Below are 18,499 nucleotides of genomic sequence, written 5' to 3' on the forward strand. Positions count from 1 at the left end.
CTGCCAGGACAACCACATTGCCTGTGCGCCTGTCAAGAGTCGCTAAATTTACCGATACATACAAGTCCTATAGAACTTTTTCATTAATTTTTTTAGCTATGATGATAGTAAAAACTTGCAATAATATATAAAAACTTGATCTTAAAAGGTAGATGCACCGATGCTAAATTGAAAAAATGTCCCTTAAATATTTGACAGACTCTTGAATTTGGTTATAGGGAAAGGTATTAATTTTCAACACCATTTCAACTATGTAGAGCGCAGCAAGCAAAAAAGTTATTAATACCAAACAATATCTGATTAGTAAGATATTATTTACAGGTGTGAAAATTGTATCTTTTGCGTTCTGTTGTGACCTTTTTTCCTTGCCAAGTAAAAAAACTAGATAAAAGTGCTTTTTAATGAATGGGATAGAAAGCCTGATATCCACAGCATGACGCTTGCTAACCCGCTCTTTAAATACCTTTTGTAATTCTGTCAATTGGGCATCGGTAAAAGTAGCTGCTACTTCAGGAGGAATGCAGCTGAAAAACTGTTGTAGAAAAGTCTCATTTTTGGAAGAATATTTAGTTAAACGCTTTCTAGACATATTGTTTTTATTTTATTGTCAGTGTGAATAAGCTTTAAAACATTGGACTGTGTTGATCATCCCAACACTTCTGATCACGCCAAGTTCTGTTAGTGTATTCGCATTCAGATTTATCCAAAATCCAAGGAATAGATGTAGGAGATGTAGGGGAAGGCGAAGTGGAAATGGAAGTAAGCGAAGTAAGGGAAGACCATAAAAAAGGGAAAATAGTGAAGCTACAACTCAATAAAATGGTTAAAAATCCTGTTAAGAATATGATATTGCCTGTATTTAAAAGAGGATATTTGCCTTTTTCATATAGCAAGCGCTGTTGGGAACGACGTTCCGAACCTGCTAATAAAACTAAATAAAATCGTAGTCCGGGAATAGGGACTGAAACTCTTATATCTAAAAAATGACGCGCCCTAATTTGAGAGCCGAAACCCCTTTGTATGGCTTTTCTTTGCTCATCAGTGAAAGAGTTTGCTATTTTCGGACTAATCTTAGAAAAAAGTCGTTCAAAAATAGGATCAATCTGTTCTAGACTTTTCACGATTATAGTTGACTATATGCGGACATTCTAAAAATAACCCAATTTTATAGTTTCGCCCTTGATATTTCCACTGAAAAGCGATCAATTTATAAATTTATATAAATAATTGATTTACGGTTTAATTACTTAATATTAGAGATTAATTGACTTCAGATATTTTTAATTGTTCCCTAGAGTTTAATCTCAAGAAAGTTTTGATAAATTTTAGGCGATCGCAATTAGTAATATCTGGCAATCCGCTTGAATCAAGTCTTAACCCAAACGGTATTGCTGAATAAACTTCGTGACAAAAATCCGAATCAGGACTTACACAAACAATAACTGAAAAGAATGATTTTTAGGTAGGGGCAATTCATGTAGACGAAGGCTGACCGCAGGGTATTGCCCCTACCGCGTGTAGTTTTGCGTAAGTCCTACGAATAAAAGCAAAAGGTCTAATCTCAGCCAACACGTAAGGGTGCAAAGCACATCTTTGCACTCTTACGTGAAATTACGATCCAACCTTGGGTACAGTATCTCCAGGACCTGCGGTGACAATCACCAGATTTCCCGGCTTAATTAAATCCTCAATAGCCTGTTGCATCTGAGCCATAGTCACTGCTTGAATCTTCTGGGGAAAGTCTCGGATTTCTGATCGTGAAAGCCCCAAGACAGCATTATCCAAAATGATGCTTGATACATCACTGGGATTAGCTAAATCCACAGGGTAGCTATTGGTAATTGAACGTTTTGCCGCGTTGAATTCAGCCTCAGTTACTCCTTGTTCGCGCAACTGTTTGAGTAAAGCCAGAGTACTGGCGATCGCTTTTTGGGTATCAAGAGGAGCAGTCTGCATCTGAATCAAGAACGGCCCGGGATTAATTCCGGCGGCAAAAGCACTATAGATACCGTAGGTTAGACCTTGGCGATCGCGCACTTCCGTACCCAAGCGGCTCGATAAGGTATCACCGCCCAAAATTTGATTCAGCACCAGTGCTGCATAAAAACGCGGGTCTTTCCGAGAGATGCCGTTGTAGCCGATGTAGGTAACAGCCTCTGTTTTACCAGGAATTACTTTATTTAAACGTGTCAAAGTTTGCGGTAATGGTACGGATGCTATTTTCAGCACAGGTGGCTTACCTGTGGCTTGCCATTTGCCAAACTGCTGATTTAGCAAAGCTTTTACCTGAACTGGATCAAAGTCTCCAACTAAGGCGATCGTTGTGCTATCTGGTCGGTAGTGTGTCTGGTAAAAGCCAAGCAAATCATCACGAGTAATGCTCTTTAAGCTCTCGGCTGTGGGAAAGCTATGGAATGGATGATTTTCTGGGTAAATTGCTTGCTGAAATAGTTGTCGTCCCAGCCCTCTAGGGTCATCTTGCTGGACTTTGAGACTTGTCAACGCCCTCTGGCGACTCAGTTGTAACTGGTCAGCTGGGAAAGTGGCGTTTTCTAACACATCTGCCAGAGTTTGAATTAATATCGGCAGGTTTGCGGAAAGTCCTTGACCACTAATGCTAACTCCTTCGCGGCTAGCACTGAAGTTTAAGTCCGCTCCCCGGTCTTCTAAGGTTTTTGCCAAGTCCAAAGCATTTTTAGTCTGCGTCCCATTCATTAAGTTGTTCGCAGTCAGATTCGCTAATCCAGCTTTTTGATTGCCGTCAAATTCACTACCGGCATTAAGTTGTCCACTGAGGTTAATCGTGGGGAGATTGCGATCGCGCAAGAGCAGAACCCGCAAACCATTATTTAAGGTAAACTCTTCTGGTAGTGATTGTTTGCCTGAATCTGTAGCTGATGTGGCAGGTGGGAGATATTTGGCCAGTTCTGCTGGATCTACAGGTTTACCGGGGCTGAAATTTTCCACCGTGCGACTAGAACCAGCGTTAGAAGTTCCTGGTTTACCATCTGGTTGGGTTGGCTCAAAGAAGCCGATGGTTTGTTTAGCCGGATTGAGGTAAGTTTTTGCTACTTCCTGAACTTGATCTGGGGTAACTTTAGCGATCGCAGCCAGATACCGTTGAATATAACGATAATCCCCCGCCACAGTTTGGTTATATCCCAGTTGGGTAGCTTGACTAGTGATGTCTTGATTACCCAAAATATACGAGGCTTGCAGTTGTGTCTTCGCTCGGTTCAATTCTTCTGTGGTTACAGGCTGCTGTTGCAATTTTGCTAAAGATTCCTGGAGTACCTGGGCAATTTTCGCCAACTCTTTACCGGGAGCCGCCGTAGCATCAATTTCATACCAACCGGGTTCGATGAGTTCGGCAGCACCGCCACTCACTGAACTAGCGAGTCCAGATTCCACCAAAGCTTGGTAAAGTCTAGAGCTACGTCCACCTGTGAGGATAGCATCCATCACATCAATTGCCGGCACATCAGGATGGTTGATATCTGTTAACGGATACACCGCTTGCAAAAGTGCTGCACTTCCAGGTTCCTTCAAAACGATCGCTGCTTTTTTAGCAACAGAGGTAGGAGTTGTCACCTGGGCGGAATTTTTAGCCACAGCCGTTTTGGCTCGTTTTGGCAACTTCCCGTAAGTTTCTTTCACAAATTTGAGTGCAGGTTCTGTGGCAAAATCCCCTGTAATTACCAGTGTGGCATTTTCTGGGCTGTAGTAGGTTTGGTAATAATTCCGCACCTGCTCCACCGTGAATTTCTGTACATCTGCTTTTGTGCCTCCCACAGGTAAGCCATAGGCTCTACTAGGAAAAGCATCTCGCATCACTGCCCGATCCAGACGATACCCTGGTGAATTTTCGTACCCTTGTAACTCGGAGATCACCACCCGCTTTTCACTTGTGAGTTGCTCAGACCCAACTAAGGAATTTTCCATGCGATCGGCTTCCAGTGTCAACAATGCTTCGAGTTTGTCTCGTTGCACTGTGCCAAAGTAAGCTGTTTCGTCATAACTAGTAAAGGCATTGAACTGGCTACCCAAAGCACTAAACAACCTGCCAAACTGGACTGGACGGTCAGTTGTACCTTTGAACATCAAATGTTCTAGCTGGTGAGAAATGCCATTCTGTCCCTTAACCTCGTTGCGGGAACCAACTTTATACCAAACTTGTACACTCACTACTGGAGCAGTATGGACTTCTTTGGTTAGCACCGTCAAGCCGTTGTCCAATACCGTTTTTTGTACCCCTTGGGTGAATGAAATAGCAGATACAGGTGGGACTGCTGTCGGTGTTGCAGCATTCGTAAAATTGCCCCAAAAAGGCACAATACTTAGCAGAAGGCTGAGTAAAAACCCGATAAGCATATATGAGCGTAGCTTCATAAGCAATGGGAAATTCAAAATTTATAATTATAAAACAAAACCCTAGTACCGTTTTGAAAAAGTCAAAAGACTTAAATTTTCAGCTTTTTCACCATTTTCAATGGTAGCTTTATTTCTGCGGTTGAGTAGTAGGGACTAATATTTTTTTACTCAGTATTTTTCAATACAGATGTGACTTGACGCACTATCACAAATTCTTGCAAGTATATTAATAATGGTTGCAATGTGTTGCAGATCACAAGCTTTTCGGAATATCTACCTCTACAATTTAGTTTGATTCCTATTGTTAATCCCATCATAGCCAGGCATCTCTGCCAAACTAGCAATAACTTTTTGAGATATGCAAACAAGAAACTTAATTGGATCATTCACACTAGGTATATTGTTAACAACAATACCTGTATTATCAGCTAATGCCTTAGAAGTAGTACCGAACTTGTACCAGTTTCAAGGAAAGAATGTCAGCATTACTTACTCAACGACAAGCTTTATTGGCAAGCCCCTTTTTACCTATAAAGATAAGCAACAGACATTAAACTTTACAGGTAATGAGCAGATCCGTAGTGTAGAAACAGAAATTGGTACACTAGTGACTGTAACTATCCGTAAGACAGTAGATACTGGCAGCATCTTATTTACCTTGGTCTTACCGCGTGTAAACCTTGAAAACAGCAACTCAGCCCCAGTTGAAACTAAGGGAATCACAACAACAAACCGCTTTTCTGTGATTCCTCAATTCAACCGGGGGCAAACACAAACTTATACAATAATCCCTTTGACTGGTACAGCCCAATCTGTCGCATTTTAACTACACAAGAAGGATAAGTATTTAAACTTCTTGCTCAGATAAAGCAAAGCGATAAGAGTGAAGGTAAATGATTGTTTACCTTCACTCTTATCGCTTAACCTTATTCCCTTTTAATTTGGCATCTGAGTGATAATATCCTTTGATCAAAAGCCCAAAAGTAGATTAGCGATTGATTACAAGAGATTTACCAACTTGTCAGTTTAATGAGCGATCGCCTTTATAGAGTGATAATTAATGTTTAATTTTGACTGGACTCATTACGATTTGACCCCATTTATTTAATTCAATTTTGAAGGGTAAATCTTGTAATTGTTTATGTTCACAAACTTCTTCCCATCTCATAGTTAATATTTGTCTAGAGTGATGATTTAATTTTAACTTATCTATAGCAACCCGATTTGATTTTGAAATCCACTGGATTTAGATCCCCGACTTCTTGAAGAAGTCGGGGATCTAAGCAGCAACTTTTGCTTAAGTAAGTGCTATTCCACCCTACAAATAAATTAACCCCTAAACTTCAACATCCAAAGTACGCACCAAAAAAGCCCATTTATCTGCGGCTTCTTCGATAATTTTAGCTGTGGGTTTACCCGCACCATGACCTGCTTTAGTCTCAATTCTAATTAACGTTGGCGCATTACCTGTGTGAGCCTCTTGCAAAGCTGCGGCAAATTTGAAACTATGAGCAGGGACAACGCGATCGTCATGATCGGCTGTGGTAATTAAGGTTGCTGGGTAAGCTGTATCTGGTTTGATGTTGTGTAGTGGCGAATAAGCATACAGCGCTGGAAACTCTTCTGGATTATCTGCTGAACCATATTCGGAAGTCCAAGCCCAACCGATGGTAAATTTGTGGAACCGCAACATATCCATGACGCCGACTGCGGGTAAAGCTGCACCAAACAAATCGGGACGTTGAGTTATGCAAGCACCCACTAATAAACCACCGTTACTACCACCTGCGATCGCTAGCTTATCTGTCTTAGTATACTTATTAGCAATCAACCACTCAGCAGCCCCAATAAAGTCATCAAAGACATTCTGCTTTTTATCCTTCATTCCTCCTTGATGCCATTCTTCGCCGTATTCTCCACCGCCGCGTATATTGGGCATAGCATAGACACCACCCATTTCCATCCATACCAAAAGACTCACAGAAAAACTAGGTGTCATTGAGGCATTAAAACCGCCATAAGCATAGAGATAAGTTGGGTTATTTCCATCTAATTTAATGCCCTTTTTGTGGGTAATAAACATGGGTACTTTAGTACCATCTTTGCTATGATAAAAGACTTGTTTAGTCTCATAATCAGCAGGATTAAAATCTACCTGTGGTTGGCGAAAAACGGTACTTTTCCCAGTTATCATATCGTAGCGATAGATAGTTCCTGGTGTGGTGAAACTGGTGTAAATATAAAAAGTTTCGGTATCATTACGCTTGCCACCAAAGCCACCGGCTGAACCGAGTCCAGGTAGTTCTACCTCGCGTACAAACGCACCTTTGAGGTCAAAGATTTTGATTTGGCTGTGAGCATCTTTGAGGTAATCAGCAACAAATTGGTTATTGAGTATGCCTACACTTTCCAAAGTTTCCGCAGATTGGGGAATGATTTCTCGCCAATTTTCTGGCGCAGGGTTTTTGGTGTCAATCGCAATCACTCGTCCGCGTGGTGCATTTAAATCCGTGCGGAAATAAAACACGTTATCATCATTGTCGATAAAGCTGTAATCTGCCTCAAACTGGTTAATCAGTTCTACGACTTCAGCATTAGGGTTAGTTAAATCTTTGGAGAAAACTAAATTCTTGGAATCAGTTCCCAGCCAAATTGAAATTATTAGATAGCGTCCATCTTCAGTAACGCCACCACTAAAACCCCATTCCTTTTGGTCAGGACGATGATAAATTAGTATATCTTCCGATTGAAGTTTACCTAGTTGATGATAGTAGAGCTTTTGATAATAGTTAACATCTTCTAATTGAGTTTTTTCATTCGGTTCATCGTAGCGACTGTAGAAAAAACCTTGATGATCATGTGTCCACGATGCGCCAGAGAATTTAATCCACTTCAGGTGGTCTTGAAGGTCTTCACCAGTTTCAACATCGCGGACTTTCCACTCTTGCCAATCAGAACCAGAGGTGGATAGACCATAAGCTAAAAGTTTACCATCTTCGCTAATAGACAATCCTGAAAGAGCAACAGTACCATCTTCTGAAAGTTTATTGGGGTCGAGTAAAACTTTGGGTTGGTCGTCGAGGGTTTTTAGAGTGTAAAGGACACTTTGATTTTGCAACCCGTCGTTTTTAAAATAAAAGTAGCGATCGCTCGAACCGTCTCCTAGCGATTCGCCCTCTTTAAAAGGGATACCATATTTTTCATAATCCCAAAGTTTGGTGAGGCGCTGTTTAATTTTTTCCCTGGTAGGAATTTCACTCAAGTAGCCAAAGGTAACTTGATTTTGTGCTTCAATCCAAGTCCTTGTTTCTTCAGAGTCAGGATCTTCTAACCAACGGTAAGGATCTGCGACTAAAGTACCGTGGTAGTTATCAACTTGATCGCTCTTGTGGCTGGATGGGTAGGTGAGGGGTTTTTCAGAGGAGGGCATAATCTCAGGTCAAAAGTGCTTCTTTACATACTACACACTGACCAAACCTGCGGGAAAATTCCCGTTGAAAAGAGTACCTGCCGGGATACTACTAAGCAGCAAGCAGTTCCGTTAGGATAAGCAAGGGCTACGCCTACCCTCATTTACAGCTATTTTCAGGTAAATAGACCACGCGGTAGAGGCACAGCATTGCTGTGCCCCTACAACAGATGCTCCCGCCTGAAAATGCCTTTAATTTTGGAATTTTAAATTGTTATGAGACTACTTGCCACCAACCGAAGGCTGGTCCGATAAAACGGATAGTTGCCCATCCTACAACCATCAGTCCAATGCCTATCCAGGCACCACGAGTAGTCCAAGTGACAAATTTTTCGGATTGAGTTTTTGTGATGGGAAGCCAAGGCAAGATGCGAGTCTCTTGACCATAAGTTTCCCCTAGTGTGGTTTTGCGGCGCTTTGCTTCACCCATAATCAGCAACTCAAATTTTACTTAGGTTCTAAATTTATCTTGCCAGAAATCATGTCTACAGAGAGGCGATGAATCACATCACTTTCATAAGCTGATAATAATCCTTACTTTTAAACGATCGCACTTTCGTTGACAAAATTTAAATTGGGCACTTGTACTGACTTGTACTGAGCGATGTCGAAGTAGCGTTGTCGTTGGCGTAGCCTCTCGTAGAGAAGTATTGGGCATTGACAACTGAACTTTAAGCTGAATTTTCTTCATCAGTGCTAGAAAACAGACTGGGATCGAGATAGTTAATCCGTGCCAGAGGACTTAAAGCAGTGAGAATTTGAGCGCCGTAGCTGCGGTTAACGACGCGACTATCAAGTAAAGCTACGATCCCTTGACTTTCTCTGACTGGAGCGATCGCTCGTTGTAATTCATTTAAAGCTGCTGGCAACAAATATAAACGAAACCAATCTTGATGCGATCGCTTATAACGAGCTACCCTACCAGCTACTAGGGGATTTTCCAAAGATGGTAGGGGCAAAGTCGCAATAATTAACAAATGGGGTGCCGGCAAGACTCGTTGATGTTCTCGCCAAAATTCCCAACCGCTAATCAAAATACCGTTTTCATCTAAACAAGTTTTTTCCACTTGCACCCGCGAACCAAACTCTGAGGCCAGAATTGTCGCAACTTGAGACTTGAGTGGGACATCGCCCACCAAGACAACCGTTAATCCTGGGGCTGTAGCACTTAGACAAACCAGTGTGCGGACTTTGTGAATAAATGCCGCTTGAAATTCTGGCGTGTTGGGTAGGGGTAACTTATACGGTACATACAGTTGAATTGCTTCTGCTTGACTTTCCGAGGAGAACTTCAGGCAAGTTAAATCGTCCAAACCCAGGCGCTGTAGGAAAAGGGGAGCCTCAGTTTCCGGTTCTATAGCGCTGCCAATTAAAACTACTGGTTGTCGCTGCCAAATGGGCGAGAGTATTTCGCCTAATTCCATTGGGGCGTAGTGCAAAGAAAATAAACCTTGTCGATGGGCAATAGTCGCCCAGAAGAGAGGATAGGGGGAAAGATTTTCATCAAGGGTTTGAAATTGTTGCCAGAATTGTTTCCAAGGTTCTGGCAGTGCTTGTACTGACTCTAAAGCTAAATGCAGACGGTTTAAAATTTCTATTTCTGGCTGGGAAATTAAATAGCACTCATAAGGATTGGCAGGATGCTGAAAAAGTTCGTGTGTCAGTTGTATCCGTGCTTCCCGAATTGCTTCTGCTTCGTTTGGGCAAGCCAGCATGAGTTGATCCCAATCATCGGGTTGAATATCTTGGGTAAGTTGATCACGCACCCAATCTTCGAGATCATCTACGCCATCAATAATTGTGGGGATGCCTTGAGGAAAGCGATCGCCACCAGCAAATTGTCCTCTTAACCAAGCTTCTGGGGAAGTCAACAATAGCCCTTGGAACTGGGCATCAGGCCAAGCGTCACCCGTCCTAATCGGTTTGTTGGTTGGTAGCCACTGCTGGAGACGGGGAATTTCTACCCGCAGCAGAAGTTGCTGCACGGCTTCTTGAGCAACAATAATTACAGGGCCATGCCACATTAGGGCTGATGCTACGAAACTAGTACGATATCGCCCTTGATAGCCACAAACCGCCCCGACTTGAATTAAGGCGCTACGTCCCAGGCGCAAGGCGCGTGCTACCAACCGGGCCATCGTCAAATGATGGGGCCAGGAAGGGAACCCCGCTTGCGATCGCAAAAAGTTATGTAGTGACAAATGAACTTCTGCCTCAATCACAGGCTTTTAATCCCATACAAAGTTACTTTTACTTCCAATTGCCCCATTTCTATTATCTTGTCCTTTCTCATTAGTCCAAAACTAATGACCAATTACCAATTACCCTAAATTATGCCAACTTACACAGGAATTTCCAGCGAAGCCTTCAGGCATCCACTAGATCGCCAAGCCGAGCAAGCTTTACGAAATTTACCAGGATTTGATTTAATCGCTCGTAAATTTCTGGAATTTGTTTACGAACGTCCTCAATTAGTCTATCTAATGGGTAGCACCATCCAAGTTGGGCCGCGTCAATATTCCACTATTTACCAGATATTTCGGGAATGCGTCCGAGATTTGGATATTTACCCAGAACCGACACTGTTTGTCTCGCAAAATCCCCAAGCAAATAGCTATGCGCTGGGGCAAGAGAATCCTTACATAGTCATAAATACAGGGATACTAGACTTACTAGACGAAGCCGAGATTCGGGCGGTGTTAGCCCATGAGCTGGGGCATATTAAATGTGGTCATACTATTTTAATTCAAATGGCGATGTGGGCGATGAGTGCTGCTTCTGCCTTGGGAGAATTGACCTTCGGCATCGGTAATTTTGTCTCTCAGGGCTTGATTTACGCCTTTTTTGAGTGGCGGCGGAAAGCTGAGTTATCGTCCGATCGCGCCGCCCTACTAGTGATGGATGACTTGAATCCCGTGATGTCTTTAATGATGAAAGTCTCTGGCGGTAGTAACAAATATGCCAATGAATGTAGTTTACAAGAATTTATCAAGCAGTCAGAAAATTATCAGGCATTGGATGAAGATGGACTGAATCAGGTGTATAAATTCTTGATGTACAGTGGCGCTCAGGGTACAATGTTGAGCCATCCGTTCCCAGTTGAACGCTTGCATTACTTACGAGCGTGGGCAGTATCCGAAGAATATCAGCAAATTCGCCGCGGAAATTATCAGCGATCGCCCGCATCAGGAGCAGTAAATGTTGCAGCCGAATCTTCCACAAATCAAACAGAAACTTTACGCCGTCAAATTGAAGAATTACAACGAGAAATTGACAGAATAAGAAGGTCTGATCCTAATTCGTAATGACGCTCTCTACCAGACGCTAAAAGCGTAGCTTGCAACTCTTACAGAGTACGCGGACTCGCTTTGCGTGACGCTAACGTAATTAAGGAAGAATTACTGGCGAGCATTTCAGTGAAACCAAATATACCAGATGAGAAACAAGATTCTTACTCCCTCTCCTTAGTAAGGAGAGGGTTGGGGTGAGGTTTTACAAAACTTTTCACGAAAGTCAGATGCTCCCGAATTACCGGAGGTGGGCACTCATACAGGTAACAAAATCGAGGTTTCTGATATCAGTAAATAGTGCCTACTTTCCTTAAGACTAGTAAATTATGTAGTTTATTATACCGAATTTTACTTGCTCTGGGGAGTGGATAAATTCAAGATTCCAAAATTAGGACTTGAAAATTGCTTAACTATATCTGAGCATTAAATTTAGATATAGGCATTTATCAATATGGGAATTAACTTGACAAAACGGCTTTTTGTGTTAATTAATATTCTTTTCTTTGTTCTCTTCATGCCGGGAATTGCCTTAGCTGCACCCGTTCAACTCCATACTACTTCTGGTGTCATTTTCCCCCAAACTGCCAAAACTGCAAGCTACTCCACCTCGTCGGTGATTAACCTGACTCCTCTACAAAGCCAACAACTCCAGGCTGTGCGTCAGAGAAGAAACAGGGAAATTGAAGCAGTCTTAAACACATCCCAGCGTGCCCAACTTGCTCACAATCTCCGGGCTGGTAAGAAGATGAATCAAGCTCTAGAACAACTGAATTTGCAACCAGATCAGCAAGAATTGCTAAAAGCGATCGGGCAATTTACTAACTTGAAAATGAAAGCTGTTTCCTCTAGGCATTCCCTAAAATTAGAGCAGAAATAAAGGTTTGACTTGGAGAGTAAAATACTGAGCCTTTGTTATATAAGATATCAATAATATTTTCTGCGATCGCATTTTATCCAAAAGGCGATCGCGCGATCGCCTTTTTTCTTATAGGTATCTCAATGACACGTCCTAGATCGCAAAGACGCGATAAATCGCCGTCTTTACAATAATCAGTCCTTTGTAGAGACGGCGATTTATCGCGTCTCTTGCCTTAACCGAACCTATTGATAGGTATCTCATAGTCAAGTCAGTAAAAAGGTAAATTTAATACCCCACTACCTAGCCGATTTATCGTGTAATTACTATTGACAAAACTAATTTTGTCTTAAAATGTCATAAATGGTGTACCAATAAAGTTTTCTCAATAACACAATATAACTAATGTATAAGTTCTGTGATCTATCTAGGGAATTTAGCTGAATCAGTGCTAATCATCCAGTATAGTTTTGCATGGGTTTTATAGCAGCTACAAAGCTGCTACTTTCAACCTTGTTCGACATACCGTAATTCAGCACATCACAGACTCAAAAAATGAAATATCGGGGTTTTCACATTTCTAAGGCGAAAAATTTTCGCCCTCTTTCTAGCAATCATCTCAGATATACTTTGCGCGTGGGAGCCGGACTAACGGCAATGCTTGTTGTTTCTAGTGGGTCAATATTACTAGCGGGTGAGGTTAATCCTGGTGCGACTCATCCAGAAGGTATCGGCTCAACTCTCACAGCGCAAGCTCCCGCAACAGCCGCAGTGATTTATGTTAATCCCACAAATGGTGTAAATAGTGCTGGTGCTGGTACAACGTCATCTGCACCCTACAAAAGCATCAGTTTCGCTCTCAGTCAAGCCCAACCAGGTGCAGTTATTCAATTAGCACCTGGGAACTATAACCAGGAAAGTGGCGAAAGCTTCCCGCTCTTGCTTAAACCAGGGGTAACACTGCGGGGTGATGAAGCTTCTAAAGGTGAGGCGATATTGATTTCAGGTGGAGGTTTTTACACTAGTCGCACCTTTGCCAGACAGGATATTACCATTCTTACCGACCAAGATACCACGATCGCCGGTGTCACCGTCACCAACCCAAATGCGCGGGGTACGGGTGTGTGGGTAGAATCAACTAATCCCACTATCAAAAACAGTACTTTTACTAACAGTCTCAGAGAGGGCGTTTTTGTCACGGGTACAGGCAATCCCAAAGTTGAGAGTAACGTCTTTGTGCAAAACAAAGGCAATGGGATTTCAATTGCTAAAGCTGCCCAAGGAGAGATTCGGAATAACTTATTTCAGGATACTGGTTTTGGTCTAGCGATCGGTGGCACTTCCACACCTCTAATTGTGGAAAACCAAATTGTCGAAAACCAAGACGGTCTTTTTATCTCAGAGTCAGCGAAGCCCGTATTGCGTAAGAATGTCATTCAGAACAATAAACGGGATGGAGTAGTCGCAACTGTCAACGCTCTACCCGACCTCGGCACCAACGAGAATCCTGGTGGTAATCTTATCCGCAAGAACACTCGTTATGATGTGAACAACGCCACTAAAACCGGTAAAATTGTCGCTGTTGGCAACGATATCGATCAGAAAAAGATTTTTGGCTCAGTAGATTTTGTTGCCGCAGCTGTTAACATCCCGTCTGGAGGGTTTAAAGATGTGCCAGCAAATTACTGGGCAAAAAACTACATCCAAGCTTTAGCCTCGCAAAATATTATTGCTGGCTTTCCTGATGGCAGCTTTAAACCCAATGAACCTGTAACCCGCGCTCAATTCGCCGCTATTGTCACTAAAGCCCTAACACCACCAGCTAAACGCCCAGCCATTAAATTTAAGGATGTAGCAAGCAATTTCTGGGCTTACGCTGCAATTCAATCTGCTTACCAGAGTCAATTTGTTTCTGGTTATCCCGATGGCACTTTTAAGCCACAGCAGCAAATTCAAAGAGTGCAGGCTTTAGTAGCTTTAGCTAATGGTTTGGGCTTAACTACGAATAATCAGAATGTCCTTAACTTTTACACTGATGCTGCCCAGATTCCTAATTATGCGATCGCACCCGTTGCTGCGGCAACTGCACGGCAATTAGTAATTAACTATCCCACAGCGAAGCAACTCAATCCTAATCGTCAGGCGACTAGAGCCGAAGTTGCGGCTTTTGTTTACCAGGCACTCGTCAATGCTGGACGCGCTCAACCAATTCCTTCATCCTATTTGGTAACAGTTCCGTAAATGCCTAGTTAGCAAATTGAAAGCGCCAGACTGATAATTTGTTAGTCTGGCGCTTCCAATATTGTGAGTTTTATTAATTTTAGGGTTTTTTAACCGATTCAGGGCGTTGTTGCCGACGCTGTTCCCAGCGCCAGAGGAAGACCATTAAAACAACGATCGCTACTTGGAGAGCTAAACTAGGCAAAGCACTCTCAACATCCCGTCCGGCAAGCACTTGGAAGAAAAAGACGAATGCACCGAGTGAGCCAGAAGCACCGAAAGCGATGTAAATAAATTGTCGTAAGCCGCGATAAGGAGCGGCTATTTCTGCTTTGAGGCTGGCATATTGTTCAGGGTTAAGACGATTTTTAGGATTTTGATCTACCATGATTAAAGTATGGTATAGTTATAGATTGTGTACGCCGATGTGGCTCAGTTGGTAGAGCAGCTGATTCGTAATCAGCAGGCCGTGGGTTCGAGTCCCATCATCGGCTTTGATTAGTTAAGTTTGACATAAATCAAGTGTACAGTGACTAATTATCTGTCGTCACTGACACATTGATGTAGTTGTGACAAATTATTGTCATCTTTCTGGAAAGCAACAATTTATATACTGTTACTTGACGCATTCGCAATTACAGCTTGAGTAGGTTGAGTAGTAAGAACCGCTAAAACTGGAGTAACTTTTGAACTAGATTGTTTATTTCGTTTTCGATTAGAGCCGCCAGCCTTGGAATACTCTATACTGTTTCTGCCGTATACAGTTGCAACTCCACTTAGCATTCGTTCAGATATTTCGGAGAGAGCTTTATCCATCTGGGTTACTGTTTTACGCGATTCTTCCAGATTGGAAACCAGCGTATTATTAGCTTCTAGCACAGCACGGGTAGTGTTGATTAAGTGAGTGTAAGCTTCAATGGTTAACCCATGTCCTAAATCCAGATTTTCATCAATAGATTTAAGCAAGGCGAGACGGAGTTGGGCTTTGTCAACAGCAGCAGAACCACGAGTTTTTAAAGACATAACACATTCTTTTTTAATAATTCCTTTTTCAATATAGTGGAGTATCCTTTTGCCTGAGATGGGTAGTTTTGTGGATTTATTTCATTAAAAGTTAAACGAAATAATTACGAGTTTGTCTGTATTTTTACTCATTTCTCATATCGATTTGTTGTTTTAGAATAAGTACAATCAGCAACAGTAATCACAAAATCAATAAATGCGATCGCGGAAATAGCAATTGTGAACCCCGAAATAGCAATTGCGTACCCCGAAATAACAATTGCGTACCCCGAAATAACAATTGCGTACCCCAAAATAGCAATTGCAAACCCCGAAATAACAAATGCGAACTCCGAAATAGCAATTGCGTACCCCGAAATAACAAACGCGAACTCCGAAATAACAAACGCGAACTCCGAAATAGCAATTGCGTACCCTGAAATAACAATTGCGAACCCCGAAATAGCAATTGCGATCGCCAAATCCATAAATGCATACGCGGAAATTACAAACGCGTTGGCGAAGCCCGCCGTAGGCATCGCCAAATCGATAAATGCGTTGGCGTAGCCCGCACTTCTTTACGAGGGGCTGCGCGTAGCTTGCTTCCCCGTAAGTTTTTATCTCTAACACTGAGCGTATTGGGATATTATGCAGGATAATAGAGATGGTTCAATTAGCGTGTCTAAATTTTCATGCAGTTTGAGTAGGATGAGGCGAAAAATTTAGAGAATCTTCGCAAACATGAGATTGATTTCGCCGATGTTCCTGAGATGTTTGAAAGTCCAATGCTAATTGAGTTAGATGATCGTTTTGATTACGGAGAAAACCGTTGGTTCGGTATAGGTTTCCTCGGCAACGGTGTAGCCGTTGTAGTTTGGACAGAACGCAAAAATAATGTGATTCGGATCATTTCAGCACGAAGGGCAAATCGGTATGAGCGACAAAAACTTGAGAAATACCTCTGGTACTAACTGGACAGCATTGGAGTCAATGAATGATGAAGAAATTGACTACTCTGATATTCCACCATTGACAGAAGATTTTTTTCAGAAAGCTACTCTCCGAGTTCCCGCACCTCAAGCACAGCACGTGGTACAGATTGAGCCAGATATACTAGAGTGGTTTCAAGCTCAAAGCGGAGAATATAAAACCTTAATCAACTCTGTTTTACGTCGTTACATCAAAAACTGCGAGGAACACAGAGCAGTGTAACAATTTAAAATTCAATATTACACCGGAATTTCCCCCTCGATTAGATGACAATTTATATTGGGGGGTATTGCTTAATATTTACTCAAAAGCGCGATCGCCAAAATAACAAATGCGTTAGCGTAGCCCAACCCAGGTCTTACCCTGAGCCTGCGCCGAAGGGCATCGCCAAATCTATAATTGCAAACACAAAAATAATAAATGCGAACCCCGAAATCACAAATGCGTTGGCGTAGCCCGCACTATTTTGTAGGATTGATGTCTGTGGCAATTACTCTATTAATTGAATTAGATATTGACTAAGATTATGTAATAATTTTTTATGCCTTTCTGTTGATATTGTGCCAATTGAGCCAATTATACTGTTACGAGTAATGACAGCTAAAAAACTTAATCTAATAACAGATTGACGAACTAAACCACTGGATTAAAAATCATCATCATTAGGTGAAATGATTTCGTCAAAGTTAGGAATATATTGTTTTAATTGTGTACTAATCGCACATATCAAAAAGTCTTGATATTTTGGCATTTCTCTCAAAATAAGCGTAGGACGGTTTTTTATTTCTCCATTTGCTTGAAGAATAGGAGTTAGTATTATGTTACCTTCTTTCATAATTAGGGTTATATTCTTTAATTGATTCTATAGCATATTCTGGTTCATCTTCTGCATAACATTGATTTAAGTTATTTAAAGAGAAGAATTGCCAATTTTCTCTTTCTTCTGTATTGGTTTCTAAAACGGTTACATCTTCGACTTGTGGAAGTGTTGAAGATTTAGTGATTAAATATTCGGCATAATGTAAAAGTTCAATTTTCAGGTAACTGGGCAAATTTTCTATGATTTTCCATAGGGCTGTTTCGGTACTCATAATTACTCCTTTTGGAATTTATAAGGATTAATATTACTTATTATTTTGATTGTAAGGTACAAGATCGGCGATGCCTACGGCGGGCTGCGCCTACGCACTATTTTATAGGAGTGATGTCTGCGACGAGGAAGGCGATAAGCCTAACGGCATAGCTTCTCTACGAGAGGCTGCGCCAACGCTTACCGCAAAATCAGTATATTGTCTGTTCACAAGTAAAAAACGCTCATCCACGAGGTTCTTTCATTGTCATAAACACATCATTTGTGATGAAATTTTACACTTTTCTGGAATTTAGGGTGTTGGTGTTGAATTTTTCTTATGATCTAGTTGCGTCTCACACCCTTGCCCATGAATGAACAGCGTCAGCAAGCCTATCTCAACCTCATTCAACGCCTATTGAATTGCAGTAATCACGATGAAGTCGGAGAGATTTTGGTAGCAAACCAAGAATTAGCGGATGTTGGCTTCTTGCATACGGTAAAAGCGAAGGCAGCGATGTTTTCGCAGCAGGGATATGAGAATACAGCGAATTGGTTGCAAGGTTTGGCAATGCAACTAGGGGAAGGGTTGAATCTAGATAATAAAGTAGATTTGCAATCTCTCAGTGAGGAGGAGATACAAATATATTACCAATTCTTGATGCAAGTAATACAAGCAACCGCAGACAGTAGAGCTAATTCCCAGGTTGTTTACCCCTTGCTGGCAAAGAATACAGACAAACTCGACGGAGTGTTAGCAGAAATATTGCGCCGTTGGGGGATAAATAGACTTGGGGAAGCGAAAGCAGATGAAGCGGAATATTTAGCAGCAGTTATTGTCGCATTTAGCAATCTACTTCAGCAATTCCCTTTGGGTAGCAAAGCCAGCAATATGGAAATTGCCATTAGTGGCTATGAAGTCGCGTTAACAGTCTACACTCCTGAAGCTTTGCCTCAATCTTGGGCAGCAACGCAAAATAATCTCGCTGCTGCCTACAGGGAGAGAATCAAAGGAGACAAGGCAGATAACATCGAAAAAGCGATCGCGGCTTATACTGCGGCTTTAACTGTCTACACCAGGGAAGCTTTGCCTCAACATTGGGCAATGACGCAAAATAATCTCGCTGCTGCCTACAGCGATAGAATCAAAGGAGACAAGGCAGATAACATCGAACAGGCGATCGCGGCTTTAACTGCTGCTTTAACTGTCAGAACTCCTGAAGCTTTGCCTC

The 18,499-nt window shown here is 41.9% G+C and carries 18 protein-coding genes, 1 tRNA gene and 1 pseudogene; 10 read left to right on the forward strand and 10 right to left on the reverse strand.

The genetic code is table 11. The features are described 5' to 3' along the window. Positions 1-163 precede the first annotated feature (163 nt). The 3 genes from HWQ38_RS07810 to HWQ38_RS07820 all read right to left on the reverse strand — a co-directional run bounded on the left by HWQ38_RS07810 (position 164) and on the right by HWQ38_RS07820 (position 4,371). A complete protein-coding gene (locus HWQ38_RS07810; protein ID WP_292791988.1) occupies positions 164-589 on the reverse strand; it encodes a hypothetical protein in 426 nt (141 codons plus the stop codon). Positions 590-623: 34 nt separating this feature from the next. Next, on the reverse strand, positions 624-1,121 hold the full coding sequence (locus tag HWQ38_RS07815; RefSeq protein ID WP_292791990.1) for a hypothetical protein: 498 nt from the start codon (positions 1,119-1,121) through the stop codon (positions 624-626). 490 nt (positions 1,122-1,611) lie between these two features. After that, on the reverse strand, positions 1,612-4,371 hold the full coding sequence (locus tag HWQ38_RS07820) for a pitrilysin family protein (protein WP_292791992.1): 2,760 nt from the start codon (positions 4,369-4,371) through the stop codon (positions 1,612-1,614). Between the two features lie 358 nt (positions 4,372-4,729). On the opposite strand from HWQ38_RS07820, the gene HWQ38_RS07825 reads away from it, so the two are divergent. Beyond that, positions 4,730-5,197, forward strand: coding sequence for a hypothetical protein (locus HWQ38_RS07825; RefSeq protein ID WP_292791994.1), 468 nt, complete (start codon positions 4,730-4,732; stop codon positions 5,195-5,197). Positions 5,198-5,707: 510 nt separating this feature from the next. Here the strand turns inward: HWQ38_RS07825 and HWQ38_RS07830 are convergent. From HWQ38_RS07830 to HWQ38_RS07840, 3 genes are all read right to left on the reverse strand, one after another. After that, positions 5,708-7,801: a prolyl oligopeptidase family serine peptidase gene (locus tag HWQ38_RS07830; protein WP_292791996.1), complete on the reverse strand. Its 2,094-nt coding sequence runs from the start codon at positions 7,799-7,801 to the stop codon at positions 5,708-5,710. A 253-nt stretch (positions 7,802-8,054) separates the two neighbouring features. Beyond that, positions 8,055-8,270: a DUF2839 domain-containing protein gene (locus tag HWQ38_RS07835; protein WP_292791998.1), complete on the reverse strand. Its 216-nt coding sequence runs from the start codon at positions 8,268-8,270 to the stop codon at positions 8,055-8,057. Between the two features lie 241 nt (positions 8,271-8,511). Then, on the reverse strand, positions 8,512-10,062 hold the full coding sequence (locus HWQ38_RS07840; protein WP_292792000.1) for an ATP-dependent DNA helicase: 1,551 nt from the start codon (positions 10,060-10,062) through the stop codon (positions 8,512-8,514). A gap of 111 nt (positions 10,063-10,173) precedes the next feature. Here HWQ38_RS07840 and HWQ38_RS07845 point away from each other — a divergent pair, with 111 nt between their 5' ends. The 4 genes from HWQ38_RS07845 to HWQ38_RS07860 all read left to right on the forward strand — a co-directional run bounded on the left by HWQ38_RS07845 (position 10,174) and on the right by HWQ38_RS07860 (position 14,227). Beyond that, a complete protein-coding gene (locus HWQ38_RS07845) occupies positions 10,174-11,145 on the forward strand; it encodes a M48 family metallopeptidase (protein ID WP_292792002.1) in 972 nt (323 codons plus the stop codon). A 436-nt stretch (positions 11,146-11,581) separates the two neighbouring features. After that, positions 11,582-12,007 carry a hypothetical protein gene (locus HWQ38_RS07850; protein ID WP_292792004.1) on the forward strand — a complete coding sequence of 142 codons (426 nt, stop codon included), beginning with the start codon at positions 11,582-11,584 and terminating at the stop codon, positions 12,005-12,007. Positions 12,008-12,039: 32 nt separating this feature from the next. After that, positions 12,040-12,180, forward strand: a complete 141-nt coding sequence (locus tag HWQ38_RS07855; RefSeq protein ID WP_292792006.1) for a hypothetical protein — start codon at positions 12,040-12,042, stop codon at positions 12,178-12,180. A 361-nt stretch (positions 12,181-12,541) separates the two neighbouring features. Beyond that, a complete protein-coding gene (locus tag HWQ38_RS07860; protein ID WP_292792008.1) occupies positions 12,542-14,227 on the forward strand; it encodes a DUF1565 domain-containing protein in 1,686 nt (561 codons plus the stop codon). Between the two features lie 79 nt (positions 14,228-14,306). Here HWQ38_RS07860 and HWQ38_RS07865 read toward each other — a convergent pair whose 3' ends face one another. Then, positions 14,307-14,594: a DUF3493 domain-containing protein gene (locus HWQ38_RS07865; protein WP_292792010.1), complete on the reverse strand. Its 288-nt coding sequence runs from the start codon at positions 14,592-14,594 to the stop codon at positions 14,307-14,309. Between the two features lie 33 nt (positions 14,595-14,627). Between HWQ38_RS07865 and HWQ38_RS07870 the strand changes: the two genes are divergently transcribed. After that, a tRNA-Thr gene (locus tag HWQ38_RS07870) sits at positions 14,628-14,700 on the forward strand. A gap of 112 nt (positions 14,701-14,812) precedes the next feature. Here HWQ38_RS07870 and HWQ38_RS07875 read toward each other — a convergent pair. Then, positions 14,813-15,229, reverse strand: a complete 417-nt coding sequence (locus HWQ38_RS07875) for a hypothetical protein (RefSeq protein WP_292792012.1) — start codon at positions 15,227-15,229, stop codon at positions 14,813-14,815. Positions 15,230-15,448: 219 nt separating this feature from the next. On the opposite strand from HWQ38_RS07875, the gene HWQ38_RS07880 reads away from it, so the two are divergent. From HWQ38_RS07880 to HWQ38_RS07890, 3 genes are all read left to right on the forward strand, one after another. Next, on the forward strand, positions 15,449-15,775 hold the full coding sequence (locus HWQ38_RS07880; RefSeq protein ID WP_292792014.1) for a hypothetical protein: 327 nt from the start codon (positions 15,449-15,451) through the stop codon (positions 15,773-15,775). 179 nt (positions 15,776-15,954) lie between these two features. Further along, positions 15,955-16,179, forward strand: coding sequence for a BrnT family toxin (locus tag HWQ38_RS07885; protein ID WP_292792026.1), 225 nt, complete (start codon positions 15,955-15,957; stop codon positions 16,177-16,179). Beyond that, on the forward strand, positions 16,142-16,420 hold the full coding sequence (locus HWQ38_RS07890) for a BrnA antitoxin family protein (RefSeq protein ID WP_292792016.1): 279 nt from the start codon (positions 16,142-16,144) through the stop codon (positions 16,418-16,420). Before HWQ38_RS07885 ends, HWQ38_RS07890 begins: the two co-directional genes overlap by 38 nt. Positions 16,421-16,844: 424 nt before the next feature. Here the strand turns inward: HWQ38_RS07890 and HWQ38_RS07895 are convergent, their stop codons facing one another. Beyond that, positions 16,845-17,033, reverse strand: coding sequence for a hypothetical protein (locus tag HWQ38_RS07895; RefSeq protein ID WP_292792018.1), 189 nt, complete (start codon positions 17,031-17,033; stop codon positions 16,845-16,847). Continuing rightward, the gene (locus HWQ38_RS07900; RefSeq protein WP_292792020.1) at positions 17,020-17,289 is read right to left on the reverse strand and encodes a DUF2281 domain-containing protein; all 270 of its coding nucleotides are present in this window, start codon (positions 17,287-17,289) and stop codon (positions 17,020-17,022) included. Before HWQ38_RS07900 ends, HWQ38_RS07895 begins: the two co-directional genes overlap by 14 nt. A 348-nt stretch (positions 17,290-17,637) precedes the next feature. Here HWQ38_RS07900 and HWQ38_RS07905 point away from each other — a divergent pair. Continuing rightward, a pseudogene (locus tag HWQ38_RS07905) lies at positions 17,638-18,499 on the forward strand (tetratricopeptide repeat protein); the annotation flags it as partial.

The sequence above is a fragment of the Nostoc sp. NMS7 genome (assembly GCF_017115085.1).
Classification (GTDB): Bacteria; Cyanobacteriota; Cyanobacteriia; order Cyanobacteriales; family Nostocaceae; genus Nostoc.